This is a genomic window from Micromonospora globispora (assembly GCF_003857015.1).
Taxonomy (GTDB): Bacteria; Actinomycetota; Actinomycetes; order Mycobacteriales; family Micromonosporaceae; genus Micromonospora; species Micromonospora globispora.
Genome location: NZ_QGGF01000404.1, coordinates 1 through 13,672, shown reverse-complemented (window position 1 = coordinate 13,672; position 13,672 = coordinate 1). Strand labels below are relative to the sequence as shown.

At 73.4% G+C, this 13,672-nt stretch carries 12 protein-coding genes; 6 read left to right on the top strand and 6 right to left on the bottom strand.

The annotated features are described in order from the left end of the window. The first annotated feature begins 8 nt into the window (after nt 1–8). Genes DKL51_RS21595 through DKL51_RS21575 form a run of 5 tightly spaced genes read left to right on the top strand, consistent with a single transcriptional unit; the run spans nt 9 to nt 4,491 of the window. Nucleotides 9–1,115, top strand: a complete 1,107-nt coding sequence (locus tag DKL51_RS21595; RefSeq protein ID WP_109965855.1) for a CapA family protein — start codon at nt 9–11, stop codon at nt 1,113–1,115. A gap of 59 nt (nt 1,116–1,174) precedes the next feature. Then, nucleotides 1,175–1,954, top strand: a complete 780-nt coding sequence (gene nth / locus DKL51_RS21590; protein WP_124812422.1) for an endonuclease III — start codon at nt 1,175–1,177, stop codon at nt 1,952–1,954. After that, a complete protein-coding gene (locus DKL51_RS21585; RefSeq protein WP_109947530.1) occupies nt 1,951–2,559 on the top strand; it encodes a TlpA family protein disulfide reductase in 609 nt (202 codons plus the stop codon). Before nth ends, DKL51_RS21585 begins: the two co-directional genes overlap by 4 nt. Continuing rightward, nucleotides 2,556–3,254 (top strand): NUDIX hydrolase, encoded by a 699-nt coding sequence (locus DKL51_RS21580; RefSeq protein WP_109947529.1) that lies wholly within the window; start codon nt 2,556–2,558, stop codon nt 3,252–3,254. The genes DKL51_RS21585 and DKL51_RS21580 overlap by 4 nt, the downstream gene beginning before the upstream one ends. Before the next feature lie 58 nt (nt 3,255–3,312). After that, complete coding sequence (locus DKL51_RS21575) at nt 3,313–4,491, top strand: MarP family serine protease (protein WP_109947528.1); 1,179 nt, start codon at nt 3,313–3,315, stop codon at nt 4,489–4,491. A gap of 37 nt (nt 4,492–4,528) precedes the next feature. Here DKL51_RS21575 and DKL51_RS21570 read toward each other — a convergent pair whose 3' ends face one another. From DKL51_RS21570 to DKL51_RS35085, 6 genes are all read right to left on the bottom strand, one after another. Then, nucleotides 4,529–5,254: a phosphatase PAP2 family protein gene (locus DKL51_RS21570; RefSeq protein ID WP_109947527.1), complete on the bottom strand. Its 726-nt coding sequence runs from the start codon at nt 5,252–5,254 to the stop codon at nt 4,529–4,531. A gap of 30 nt (nt 5,255–5,284) precedes the next feature. Beyond that, nucleotides 5,285–6,151, bottom strand: a complete 867-nt coding sequence (locus tag DKL51_RS21565; RefSeq protein WP_109947526.1) for a phosphatase PAP2 family protein — start codon at nt 6,149–6,151, stop codon at nt 5,285–5,287. A gap of 50 nt (nt 6,152–6,201) precedes the next feature. Continuing rightward, nucleotides 6,202–7,467: a type VII secretion-associated serine protease mycosin gene (mycP, locus tag DKL51_RS21560; protein ID WP_109947550.1), complete on the bottom strand. Its 1,266-nt coding sequence runs from the start codon at nt 7,465–7,467 to the stop codon at nt 6,202–6,204. Between the two features lie 171 nt (nt 7,468–7,638). Beyond that, nucleotides 7,639–11,604, bottom strand: a complete 3,966-nt coding sequence (gene eccCa / locus DKL51_RS21555) for a type VII secretion protein EccCa (RefSeq protein ID WP_124812421.1) — start codon at nt 11,602–11,604, stop codon at nt 7,639–7,641. 12 nt (nt 11,605–11,616) lie between these two features. After that, nucleotides 11,617–13,035 carry an RNA-guided endonuclease TnpB family protein gene (locus DKL51_RS21550; RefSeq protein ID WP_124812420.1) on the bottom strand — a complete coding sequence of 473 codons (1,419 nt, stop codon included), beginning with the start codon at nt 13,033–13,035 and terminating at the stop codon, nt 11,617–11,619. Then, nucleotides 13,032–13,172: a hypothetical protein gene (locus DKL51_RS35085; RefSeq protein WP_185734874.1), complete on the bottom strand. Its 141-nt coding sequence runs from the start codon at nt 13,170–13,172 to the stop codon at nt 13,032–13,034. The genes DKL51_RS21550 and DKL51_RS35085 overlap by 4 nt, the downstream gene beginning before the upstream one ends. A gap of 133 nt (nt 13,173–13,305) precedes the next feature. On the opposite strand from DKL51_RS35085, the gene DKL51_RS21545 reads away from it, so the two are divergent. Further along, on the top strand, nt 13,306–13,672 hold a 367-nt coding region (locus DKL51_RS21545), incomplete at its 3' end, for an EsaB/YukD family protein (protein WP_185734873.1).

The following is a 13,672-nucleotide window of genomic DNA, read 5'->3' as shown; positions in this document are numbered from 1 at the left end:
GGCTCGGCATGCTGCTCGCCGCGCTGCTGCTCGCCGGCTGCGGGGAGGCGGCCGCACCGGCGCCGGTCTGGCAGCCGGGCGAGGGCGGCGGGTCGACCGGCTCACCCGTCCCGTTCGAGTCCACGAAACCCGTCGACGTCCTCGAGCAGACCATCTCGCTCTCCGCGACCGGCGACATCATCATGGGCAACGCCCCGTCCCGGCTGCCCGCGAACGACGGCGAGGGGTTCTTCGACCAGGTCAAGGCGGCGCTCAAGGCCGACCTGGTGATGGGCAACCTGGAGGAGCCGCTCACCGACGACACCGGAACCGGCAAGTGCGGGGCGGACGCCACCAACTGCTTCCAGTTCCGGGCCCCGCCGGAGTACGCGGCGCACCTGCGCGACGCCGGCTTCGACCTGCTCAACCAGGCCAACAACCACGGCTACGACTACGGCCCCCAGGGCTACCGGAACACCCAGCGCGCGCTGGAGCAGCACGGGCTCAAGCACACCGGCGCCCCCGACCAGATCACCGTGGTCGAGGTCGAGGGCGTGAAGGTGGCCGTCCTCGGCTTCTCGTCGTACGTCTGGTCCAACAGCCTGATCGACATCGAGTCGGCGAAGAAGGTCGTCGAGAAGGCGTCGACCGTGGCCGACGTGGTCGTGGTGCAGGTGCACATGGGGGCGGAGGGCGCCGACCGGAGCCGGGTGAAGCCGGGCACCGAGATGTTCTTCGGCGAGAACCGGGGCGACCCGATCCGCTTCTCCCACGCGGTGATCGACGCCGGCGCCGACCTGGTCGTCGGGCACGGCCCGCACGTGCTGCGCGGCATGGAGGTCTACCAGGGGCGGCTGATCGCGTACAGCCTGGGGAACTTCGCCGCCGGCGGGAAGATGCTGAACAGCTCCGGCCGGCTCGGCTGGGGCGGGGTGCTGAAGGTGTCCCTCAAGCCGGACGGAAGCTTCGTGGACGGCACCTTCACCTCGACGTACCTGAACGGGGTGGGCCGGCCGACGATGGACCCGGACGCCCGCGGCCTGGGGCTGGTCCGGCAGGTGAGCCGGGCCGACTTCCCGAAGACCGGTGCGCGGCTCGACGCGGCGGGCCGGATCACCGCGCCGCAGGCCGGGTAGGCGGGCCGCGCCCGCGTGGGCCCGTCGGGACGTCGCCCCCGCGACGTAGGCTGGCCGGCGTGACCATCAGTCCCCCCGAGACCGATCTCGGCCGCAAGCGCCGCGCCCGGCGGATCGGCCGGGTGCTGACCGAGACCCACCCCGACGCGCACTGTGAACTGGACCACTCCAACGCGTTGGAGCTCTCCGTCGCCACCATCCTCTCGGCGCAGTGCACCGACAAGAAGGTCAACGAGGTCACCCCGAAGCTCTTCGCCCGCTATCGCAGCGCCGCCGACTACGCCGGCGCGGACCGGGCCGAGCTGGAGGAGCTGATCCGGCCGACCGGCTTCTACCGCAACAAGACCAGCTCACTGATCAACCTCGGCCGAGCCCTCTGCGAGCGGTACGGCGGCGAGGTCCCCGGCAAGCTGGCCGACCTGGTGACGCTCCCCGGGATCGGCCGCAAGACCGCCAACGTGATCCTCGGCAACGCCTTCGGCGTCCCGGGCATCACCGTCGACACGCATTTCCAACGGCTGGTGCACCGGTGGCAGCTGACCGCCGAGACCGACCCGGTCAAGATCGAGCACGCCGTCGGCGCGCTGTACGAGAAGCGCGACTGGACGATGCTGTCGCACCGGATCATCTTCCACGGCCGGCGGGTCTGCCACGCCCGCAAGCCGGCCTGCGGCGCCTGCACGCTGGCGAAGCTCTGCCCGTCGTATGGGACCGGGCCGACCGAGCCGGCGGCGGCCGCGAAGCTGCTCAAGGGTCCCCGTGCCCGGGACCTCGCGGCGGCCGTCGGAATCGACCCCGAGCTGGTGCCGCAGCAGGCGGTCGCTGCGGAGGCGCCGTGAGCCGTCGACTCGCGGCCCTGCTCGTCCCGGTGCTGCTGGCGGTCGCCGGCTGCACCGCGGCCGACCCCGGGGAGGCCCGGCCGGCGGCTACCCGGGCGGAGCGCCCCTCACCGTTCGCCGACTGTGCCGCGCTGACTCGGGCGCCGGCCTCGGCCGCTGCCGCGCCCGCCGGTACGCAGGGCGAGCCGCTGCCCGAGCTGTCCCTCTCCTGCTTCACCGGGGGCGCCCCGGTCGCGCTGCGCGACGTGCGCGGCCCCGCGGTGATCAACATCTGGGCGTCCTGGTGCCCGCCCTGCCGCAAGGAACTGCCCGCCTTCCAACGGCTCAGCGAACGCTCCGCCGGTCGGTTCCAGGTCATCGGGGTCAACAGCCGGGACAGCCGCAGCTCCGCCCAGTCCATCGGCGAGGACTTCGGCGTCCGGTTCCCGATGCTCGTCGACCAGGGCGACGCCCTGCAGCGGGCGCTCAACCGGAACGCGCTGCCGCTGACCCTCTTCGTCGACGCCGACGGGCGGGTCCGGCACACCGACGCCTCCGGCGCCCTCGACGACGCAACCCTCGCCGACCTGGTCCGCCGGCACCTCGGCGTGCAGGTGGCGGCATGACCCGGCAGCCGCCGCAGTGGCTGGACCCGCTGCTCACCCGCCTCGGCACCGCCCGCGCCGAGGACTTCACCCGGCTCGCCACCCCGGAGAGCGGCGGTCGGGAGAGCGCGGTCCTGGTGCTGCTCGGCGAGGAGCCGGGCAACGGCCCCGACGTGCTGGTCCTCCAGCGCGCCGCCACCCTGCGCAATCACGCCGGCCAACCGGCCTTCCCCGGCGGGGCGGCCGACCCGGAGGACGCCGACGCCAGCGCCACCGCGCTGCGCGAGGCGAACGAGGAGGTCGGGCTCGACCCGACCAGCGTCACCGTCCTCGCCGAGCTGCCGAAGCTCTGGATCCCGGTCAGCGACTTCGTGGTCACCCCGGTGCTGGCCTGGTGGCATGCCCCGCACCCGGTCCATCCGCGGGAGCCGGCCGAGGTCGCGCACGTCGCCCGGTTGCCGATCGCCGAGCTGGTCGACCCGGAGAACCGGATGCGGGTACGCCACCCCAGCGGCTGGATCGGTCCCGCCTTCTCGGCCCGCGGCATGCTGGTCTGGGGCTTCACCGCCGGGGTGCTGGCCACGCTGCTGGAGATGGGCGGCTGGGCCCGCCCGTGGCCGCGCGGCCGGGTGGTGGAGTTGCCGCCGACCGCGGCCACCCCGGCGCCCTCGGCCGGTACCGACGAGGTTGACGAGATGGCGGGTCCGCTGACCTGACGGTCACGTTCAGCGAGCGGTGAACCTGTCCCGAGCCGGGTGCCCGTACCCTTGACGCGTGTCCGCCGTGGATCTCGTCCTGCTCCTGCTCATGCTCGTGTTCGCGATCAGCGGATACCGTCAGGGCTTCGTCATCGGGGCGCTGTCGTTCTCCGGGTTCTTCCTGGGCGCGCTGCTCGGTCTCCAGGTCGGCCCGCTGATCGCCCGGCAGTTCGTCGACAGCGGCACCCGGGTGCTGATCTCCCTGGTCGCGGTCTTCGGGCTCGCCGTGCTCGGGCAGGCGGTCGCCGGCTGGCTGGGCTCGAATCTCCGGGCCGCGATCACCGGTCCGACGGCCAGGAAGATCGACGACGTCGGCGGGGCGTTCGTCTCGCTCTTCGCCGTCATGCTGGTCGCCTGGCTGGTCGCGGTGCCGCTCGGCTCGTCGTCGCTGCCCTGGCTGGCCTCCTCGGTCCGCAACAGCGCGGTGCTCACCGTGGTCGACCGGATCCTGCCCGACAAGGCGCAGGAGCTGTCCGCCGCGCTGCGGGACACGGTCGACACCAACGGCTTCCCGGACGTCTTCGGTGACCTCGCGCCGACCCGGGCCCGGCAGGTCTCCCCGCCCGACCCGGCGCTGGCCGGCTCCCAGGTGGTGGCGAACAGCCAGCGGTCGGTGGTGAAGGTGCTGGGCGCCGCCCCGAGCTGCTCTCGCCGGATCGAGGGCTCCGGCTTCGTGTACGCCGACGACCGGGTGATGACCAACGCCCACGTGGTGGCCGGCACCCGCTCGGTCTCGGTGGAGCTGCGCGGCGAGCGGTACGACGGCGAGGTGGTGGTCTACGACCCGGACCGGGACCTGGCCGTGCTGTACGTGCCCGACCTGCCCGGCCCGTCCATGCGCTTCGCCGCCGGGCAGGCTGGCACCGGGGCAGACGCGATCGTGCTGGGCTTCCCCCTCGACGGCCCGTACGACGCCCGGCCAGCTCGGGTGCGGGACGTGGACCGGATCACCGGGCCCGACATCTACTCCTCCGGGGACGTGACCCGGGAGATTTACACGATCCGGGCGCTGGTCCGCAGCGGCAACTCGGGCGGCCCGCTGGTCTCAGCCAACGGGCTGGTGCTCGGGGTGATCTTCGCGGCGGCGGCGGACGACCCGAACACCGGGTTCGCGGTGACCGCCGAGGAGGCGAGGCCGGTGGCGCTGGCCGGCGCGGAGCGTACCCAGGAGGTCGGCACCGGCGAGTGCACCTGAGCCGGCGGGCGGCGCCGGCCCCCGGCGGGCCTCCGGATCAGCCGCCGGCGGAGGCGCGGGCGGCGGCCACGTCGTCGCCCGACCGGCCGACCGGCAGCTTGGCCCGACCCCAGGTGAGGGTGCGGTCGAGCACCGCGCGGGCCATGATCGCCACGCAGGTGCCGCCGTTGAGGAACGACGCCGCCACGTCGCTGGGGTGGTGCATGCCGCGGTACATCCGGGTCAGCGCGACCCCGATCGGCACCAGGATCAGCAGCGCCCACCAGGTCACCTTCGCCGGGGTGCTCTTCGCCCGCAGCGCCAGCAGCACAGCGATGCCGACGTAGAGCGCCACCGCCGCGGAGGTGTGCCCGGACGGGAAGCTGGAGGTCGGCGGAGAGACGTCCATGTGCTCCACGGCCGGCCGGCGGCGGTCGATCGCCATGGTGGTGAAGAGGAAGACCAGCGCCTGCGCGCTGACCGCGGCGCAGAGGAAGAGCGGCTCCCGCCAGCGGTGCAGCACCAGCCGCAGCACCAGCGCCACCAGCACGGTGACCACCACGATCAGCTGGGTGCTGGCCAGCGTGCTGAACACCAGGGAGACGTTGTTCCAGCCCTCCGTGCGGTCGGCCGCCAGCTCGCGGTTGACCGTGTCCTCCACGGTGAACGGCCACGTCTTCGCGAGAACCCGGGTGACCAGGAGGCCCAGCGCCACCATGACGGAGAAGAGCAGGGCCACCGGCAACAGGACGCGCCTGGTGATCTGGACCGCGACATCGGACATGGGGCGCCCTTTACCCCACGGGGCATCGGACTACGCGCGCTCCCGGCGCGTCTCGCCCGGTCTACGACAGTTCCAGCTCGGCGCGTCTGACGCCGCGCCGCGATCTGGAGCCGTCGCCGGCTCGGCCAGCTCCGGCTCGACCCCCTCGCGGACGGTCTTCACCGGCCGCCGACCGGTGTCGGTCCGCCAGGTGGTGAACGCGGCCGAGGTGGCGACCACGACGGCGATCCCGAGCAACCAGCCGCCCAGCACGTCGCTGGTCCAGTGCACCCCGAGGGCGATCCGGCTCAGCCCGGTCACCACCGCGAGCACCACCGCGAGCGTCCACAACACCCAGCGCAGCGGCCGCCGGTCGCGGGCGTACGGCAGGAAGACCAGCAGCAGCACCCCGGCGGCCAGCGCGGCGTTCAGGGCGTGCCCGGACGGGAACGAGAAGCCGGCGGCCCGGGCCACCGGGTCCAGCACCTCCGGCCGGTGCCGGCCGACCAGCAGCTTGAGCAGCGGCCCGAGCAGTCCGCCGACCACCATCGTGGTGACCACCCAGAGGGCGAGCCGCCGGGCCCGGCGGAGTAGCAGCCAGATGACCACGACCAGGGCGGCGCCCCGCAGTGGGTTGGGCGCGAAGACCTCCGTCCACACGCTCATCAGCCGGACCCAGGCCGGATGGTCGAGGGCGTACCCATGCAGCGCGTCGGTCACCGACGCGTCGAGCCGGTACAACGGCGGCCAAGCCGCCAGCACCAGCAGGAGCAGCAGGGCGAACGGCACCAGCACCAGGAACGCCGCCGTGCCGGCCAGGGTGAGCCGGAGGCCCAGCGAATGGTCCGGATCGAGACGGCGGGTCCGCCAGGACCGCTCAGCCGTGGACACCTGAGTGTGCTCACCCGACGCGCTCATGGCACCAGCACTACCCAGCGGACGCCCCGGTCAGACCGGCCGTCGCCGGGTCAACGGTTCGACTGCCGGAGCCGGCGGATGACCAGCGCGGCACCCGTGACCAGGGCGACGAAGAGGGCCACGCCGCTCCAGAGCCGTTCGTGCTCGGTGTCGGCCGGCTGGCCCGCCGGGCGGGCCGCCCAGCGCGCCTGCTTGGGCGAGGTGAAGGTGAACGGGTCGCTGCCCTGCCCGGCGGCCCGGTCCTGCCCCGACCCGGGGGCCGCGCCGAAGCCGACCACGCCGGGGGAGTCGTTGTCGTCAAGCGGGTTGCGGCCCACCGACGGCACGTCGGCGGTCAGCGCGGCGACCGGGTTCACCAGGCCGTAGCCGAAGCGGTCGTCCCGGCCCATCGGGCCGATGTCCTTCGCGGTGACCAGCAGGCGGTTGATCACGTCCCCGGCGGACATCCGCGGATAGCGGGCCCGGACCAGCGCGGCGGTCGCGGCGACCAGCGGGGCGGCGAAGCTGGTGCCCTGCACCCGCCAGTACCCGCCGGGCCGGGCGCCGAAGAGCGAGGTCGCCGGTGCGGTGAGCACGGTCTGGTGGCCGGTGATCGACCCCGACCACAGGTTCTCGCTGTTGCGCTCCAGGCCGGCGACGGCGATCACGCCCGGCTCGCGGGCCGGGTACCAGACCTTGGGGCTGCTCGAGGTGGCGAGGTTGCCGGTGCAGGCGACCACCACCACGTCCCGGGCGAACGCGTAGTCGAGGGCCGCGGCCAGGGCCGGGCTGTCGCCGCTGCCGCCGAGGGACAGGTTGATCACCCGGGCGCCGTTGTCGACCGCCCAGCGCACCCCCCGGGCGACGATCATCGCGTCGTCGTACCGGTTCTCCTGGTCGAGCACCCGGACGGGGAGGATCTTCGCGTCCGGGGCCAGCCCGACCACACCCATGTCGTCGTCGTCGCGCCCGGCGATCAGGCCGGCCACCGTGGTGCCGTGGCCCACCGGGTCCGGCCCGTCGGTGCCGTCGGGGGAGACCAGGTCGACGCCGGGCAGCACCTGACCGGCCAGATCGGGGTGGGTGCCGTCCACGCCGGAGTCGATCACCGCGACGATCACCCCGCGCCCCGTGGAGGTGCGCCACGCCGTCTTCGCCTGCAGCTCGTCGAGCTGCCACTGCTCCTCGCGGACCTGGTCGACCCGGCCCGGGGCGTCCACCGGGGACAACCACGCCGGCTCCCGGCTGGAGAGCGGGGCGGCCTGCCATGAGGCCGCGACCGGGGTGGCGTCGACCGGAGCGGCGTGCGCCGGCGGAGCCAGCGGACCGGCCACCATGGCGACGGCGGCCGCCACCCCGAGCAGCGTGCGTCCGACGAGCCGTCCGGTCGCGGTCGGAGCTCCGTGCCGATCCCTGGTCACATTCCCCAGCCATTCATCACGACAGAAACATGCTGCTCGGAGATTACCGGTTACCCCGCCAGTCACGTTGGCAGTCGGTGACACCGGTCATCCGGGCGGCAAATGGGCCAACTGAACCAGGCGCACCCCCTCCCGCCGGGTGACCAGCCGACCACGGCCGGGCGGCAGTGGACCGGGGCGTACCTGCCCGACGAGACTGCCCTCCGCCGGGCTGCCCGACATCACCAGTCCCGCGGTGGAGAGTTCCCGCAACCGCTGGATGATCGGCTCGTACTGGGTCCGGCCCGCGCCGCCGGAACGGCGGGCCAGCACCAGGTGCAGCCCGACGTCCCGGGCGTGCGGCAGGTGCTCCTCCAGGGCGCGCAGCGGGTTGGTCGGAGCGCCCGCCACCAGGTCGTAGTCGTCGACGAGGACGAACAGTTCCGGCCCCGACCACCACGACCGGCTGCGCAACTCGGCCGGGGTGACCTCCGGGCCGGGGAGTCGGCCCTGCAGGTAACTGGCCGCCGACTCGATCAGCTCGGTGGTGTGCGGCGCGGCGGTGCCGTACCCGATCAGGTGCGGAGTCTCGATCGTGCCCATCAGGCTGCGCCGGTAGTCCACCAGCATCACCCGGGCCTGCTCGGGAGTGAACCGGGTGATGATCGAGGTGGCCAGCGCGCGGAGGAACGACGACTTGCCGCACTCGGCGTCGCCGAAGACCACGAAGTTCGGCTCCGACGCGAAGTCCAGCACCACCGGCCGCAGGTCCGCCTCGGCAATCCCGATCGGGATGGCCAGCCCGGCCGTCGAAGCCAGATCCAGCTCGGCGTACGGCAGCACCGGCGGGAGCAGCCGCACCGGGGGCGCGATCGGGCCCGCCCAGGCGGCGGCGACGGCCTTGACCACGTCGCCCGTCTCGCTGCCCAGACCGGCGACCCGGGGCGCGGCGGCGAGGAAGTGCAGCCCCTCGGCGGTGATGCCCCGGCCCGGCTTCTTCTCCGGCACGTTCGCCGCCATCGCCCGCTTCACCACCACCGAGTCCGCAGGATCGCCGAGGCGCAGTTCGAGGCGGGAGCCGAACAGGTCGCGGATCGCCGGCCGGAAGTCCGCCCACCGCAGCGCGCTCGCCACCACGTGGACGCCGTACGACAGGCCCCGGGTGGCCAGGTCGGTGACCAGCGGTTCCAGGTCCTCGTAGTCGGCGCGCAGGGTGTTCCAGCCGTCCACCACCAGGAACACGTCGCCGAACGGGTCGGCCGCCGGCTGCCCGGTGGCCCGCGCCGCCGCCCGCCGCCGACGCCACGCGGCCATCGACTCCACGCCCAGCTCGGCGAAGCGCCGCTCCCGCTCGGCCAGTAGGGCGGCGATCTCCCCGACGGTCCGGCGTACCGCGGTGGAGTCGGAGCGCCCGCTGACCCCGCCGACGTGCGGCAGCTCCCGCAGCCCGCCCAGCGCCCCGCCGCCGAAGTCGAGGCAGTAGACCTGCGCCTCGGCCGGGGTGTGGGTGAGCGCCAGCGCGCAGATCAGCGTCCGCAGCAGGCTGGACTTGCCGCTCTGCGGCTGGCCGACCACCGCCACGTGTCCGGCCGCGCCGTCCAGGGCCAGCCAGAACAGGTCCCGGCGCTGCTCGTACGGCTTGTCCACCACCGCCACCGGCACCTGGAGGGCGCCGTGCAGCTCCGGGTTGCCCACGGTGAGCCCGCGTACCGGGTCGGTGCCGACCGGCCCGAGCAGCTCGTCGAGCGAGGGGGAGCGGTCCAGCGGGGGCAGCCACACCTGGTGCGCCGGCGGCCCCTGCCCGGCCAGCCGCCCGACCAGCACGTCGAGCAACGTCTCGGTGCCGCCGTCCTCCTCGGCGGTCGGTGGCGCGGCGGGGGTGGTCGGCTCCGGCACCGGCACCAGGTGGGTGGAGAAGGCGAGCAGGCGGGGCGCTGCGGTGTCGGCCGCGTCCCCGGGACCGCCGCGGCGGCGGACCGCGCCGGAGACGTACGCGGCCTTGAACCGGACCAGTGGATCGGTGCCGGATCGCAGGTAACCGTGCCCCGGCGAGCGGGGCAGCTCGTACGCGTCCGGCACCCCGAGCACCGTCCGGGACTCCAGCGCGGAGAAGGTGCGCAGCCCGATCCGGTACGACAGGTGGGTGTCGAGTCCCCTCAGCCGCCCCTCCTCCAGCCGCTGGCTGGCGAGCAGCAGGTGGACGCCGAGCGACCGGCCCAGCCGTCCGATCTGGACGAACAGGTCGATGAAGTCCGGCTTGGCGGAGAGCAGCTCGGAGAACTCGTCGCAGATCAGCAGCAGCGAGGGAAGCGGGGCCAGCGGTGTGCCGGCCGCCCGGGCCCGCTCGTAGTCCCGCACGCTGGCGAAGTTCCCGGCCCGGCGGAGCAGCTCCTGCCGGCGGACCAGCTCGCCGTTGATCGCGTCCACCATCCGGTCGACCAGCGGCAGCGCGTCGGCCAGGTTGGTGATCACCGCGGCGGTGTGCGGCAGCCGCTCGAAGGGGGCGAAGGTGGCGCCGCCCTTGAAGTCGACCAGGACGAAGTTGAGCTGCTCGGAGGTGTGCGTCGCGGCCAGCCCGAGCACCAGCGTGCGGAGCAGCTCCGACTTGCCCGAGCCGGTGGCCCCGATGAGCAGGCCGTGCGGGCCCATCCCGTCCTGCGCCGACTCCTTGAGGTCCAGCTCGATCGCGCCGCCGTCGGCGCCCACCCCGATCGGCACCCGCAGCCGGTCCCGGGCCGGCCGGGGCGCCCAGCCCTGCTCGGCGGTGAAGCCCTCCGGGTCGCCGATGCCGAGCAGCTCGGGCAGGCCCGGTTCGGCGCCGGGCGGGGCGTCCGGCCCGCGTACCGGACCGGCGAGCCGCAGCGGGGCGAGCCGGCGGGCGACCGCCTCGGCGTCGGTGACCTCCAGCGCGTCGGCGGTGCCGACCTCGGCGTACCCCTCGACGGAGTGCGAGTGCAGCCGGCCGTCGCGCAGGTCGAGCAGGAGGGCGTACCGGTCGAGCAGGCGGGGCGGCGGGGTCTCCAGGTCAATGAGGGTCACCGCGTCGATGCCGCCGTCGCCGGCCAGGTCGGTCGCCCCGGTCAGGTCGCCCCCGTCGAGCACCACCACGACGTGCGGACCGTCGGTGGCCGGGCCGGCCGGGCTGAACCGGGACCGGCTGGCCAGCACCTCGCCGAGGAGGCGTTCCAGCTCGGCCGCGGAGGTGGTGACCAGCCGGATCGGGCCGAGCGCGTCGGTGCGGCTCGGATGGTGGGCGTGCGGCAGCCACTTCACCCACTCCCACAGCGCCCGTCGTTCCGGCCCGACGCAGACGGCGATCAGCAGCTCGTCCGGGGCGTGGAAGACGGCGAGCTGGGTGAGCATGGCCCGGGCCAGCGCCTGGGCGTCCGGCGAGCCGAGCCCCCGGGTGCCCGCCGGGCCCCGGACGAAGACCCGGGCGAAGCTGCGCAGCGAGAGCGCCACCGGCAGGTCCGGCACCACCGAGTACGCGTCGAGGAAGCGCCGCAGCGCCCCCGCGGTCATCGGCTCCAGCTCCTCCAGCGGCCGGGTGACCGGCGGCACGAGCGGCGTGGCCAGGGTCTGCGGGCCGACGCCCACCCGGACCACGGCGAAGTCCGGGTCGCCCGGGCGGCGTTCCCAGACCCGGTGGCTGTCGACGGTGGACCAGAGCCGGCCCGGGTCGGGGTGCCGGTAGTGGAGCCCGGCGCGCTGCCGGCCGGCGGTCTCCCGGACCCGGCGGCGCAGCGCGGTCAGGTGCCGCAGGTACTCCCGCCGGGCGGCCATCATCTCCGACTTCTTCGGGGTGCCGGAGGCGCTGCCCCAGGAGGTCACCAGCATCGCCACCGAGGAGAGCCCGAACATGCCGCCCACCACGTACGAGTAGGCCCCGCCGCCCCGGCCGAACATCATCGCCATCGCCACCGTGCCGCCGAGCATCGGCAGCACCATCAGCGCCTGCTGCCAGCGTCCGCCGGTGACCACGGGGATCTCCGGCGGCGCCTCGACGGGCAGCTCACCAACCGGGATCTCGGGCGCCGGACGCCGCGGCGGTCGCTTGACGACGACAGTGGACACTGAGCCTGCTTCCTACTTCTTGCTCGTTGTTGAGCGGTTCGGATGGTTCGCTCTCCGCTCGGCGGTGGCCGGGCTGGAGTCCTGGACCGGCAGTCTGGTCCGGCGGCGATCGGTCCGGTCCTGCAGGATCTGCCTCACCACGTGGTGTGGGGTGTGCAGCGCGATGTCGGGGTCGCCTGCTCGCTGCAGGATGTTGATCGCGGCGTTCACGTCGGCCTGCCACACCACCCCGCAACAGGTGCAGTGAAACCGGTCCCCGCCTCGTCGTCCGAGCCGACCGCAGCGGTGACAGGTTTGTGAGGTGTAGGCAGCGTTGACGTGTACGAGCGCAGAACCTCTGCGCTCCGACACGTTTCTTAGGGCCTCGGCGGAGACTCCTTTAGTCCACCCGGCGAGGCGCCGGTTGATGTTCTTGCCGAGCGTCTTGCGTCCGGCGAAGCGTTTGGTGAGGTCTTCGGCGACGACGGTGGCGGCCTTGTCGATGACTCGGTGCACGGCGGTGAAGATCTCCGTACGGAACTGGGCACGGTGGCGGGCGGCCTGCCGGTCGCGCTTGACGATGCCGAGGTTGTTGGCCGTGATTCGGTGCGCTTTCGCGTGATCCCCGCGGGCGGCGGCGGTGTTCGCTATCGACCGCAGCTTCGCCCGCCGCCGGTTGCGCTCCTTCAGCCGGTCTGACTCGGCGGTCAGCAGTTTGCCGAGACCGGTGCCGTGGTGGGTACCGTCGGAGTCGGTCAGGGCTTCGGTGTAGCCCTTGTCCACACCAACCATTCGCCCGCCGCAGGGCCGCTGCGACGACCGCATGTGCGATGCGTCGATCTGGTAGTGCACCTCGACCCGACCCCGGCGCAGGATCAGCCGCAACGTGCCCGTCGGGGCGACGGCCGTGGACAGCGGGATCCTGACCATCTGGCGGCGCTCGAGGCCCGGGACGGCCAGCCACAACCGGCCCCGCCCGTCGGTGACGGTGTTGTACTTGTCGGCGCGCACCACGATCTGATGATCTGTGCGACTGCGGCCACGCCTCCAGTGCTTACGCATCTGCCGAGCCAGGAAAGGATCGGCAGCCCACCGGTCGACCGCCAGCGCGGCCAGCATCCGCTTCCGCTCGGCCGGATCGTTAATGCGCCGGCCGATGGCCCGCCGGACCTCGAGCTTGGCCGACGCAAGGTTCGCCGCGATGTCGGCCATCGCGTCGCGGACGGTTTCCTTCCACGCATTCGCCAGCACACCGAACCGCACGTGCGTGCCGTCGGCCAACCAGCGGTCACGTACCTGCCGATCCCTCAACCCCGAGCCGACACCCGTGACCGAGCCGTAACGCTGCCAGACCTCGCTGCGCACCCGGCCCAACCGGCGGGCCTGCTCTCGCAACGCCGCGTACTTACCCGCGTTCAGGCCCGTAGAGTAAGCGATGCGCGTGACCTTCACCGGTTACCAGCCCCGGTCAGGTCCGCTCCTTCGATTTCCTCGGCGCGCACGACCGCCGGCAGATCCTCCACCAGCTCCTGCCGCGGGGATAACGTCACCCGCTCGGCAAGCTCACCGATCCGGTAGACGCTACGCACAACAAGCAACCATAGATAGACATGCAGAGAAAATCGACACCCCCATGGCTCTCGGTAACCCGAGCCTGGCTCATCGTAGGTAAAGTCCTCTCGTCCGTCAGCCACCGTTCCCGCTCGATATGGAGAAACGTCGATGACAACCGGGCTGGCCCGGGTCACGATCAGCGCCCCTCAGCGACGGGTGGACGTGGCCCTGCCGGAGCAGGTTCCCCTGGCCGAGCTCCTACCGCAGGTGCTGCGGCACGCCGGTGAGGGGCTGGCCGACGACGGGGAACGGCACGGCGGCTGGGTGCTCCGCCGCACCGACGGGGCGGTGCTGGCGACCGCGCAGGCGCTGCTCCCGCAGGGCGTACGCGACGGCGAGGTGCTGCACCTGGTCCCGGCCCGGGCGCAGTGGCCCGAGCTGGAGTACGACGACGTGGTCGAGGCGATCGCCGACGGTGCCCGGCGCCGGGGCAGCGCCTGGTCGCCCGCCACCACCCGGGCCGCCACCCTGGCCG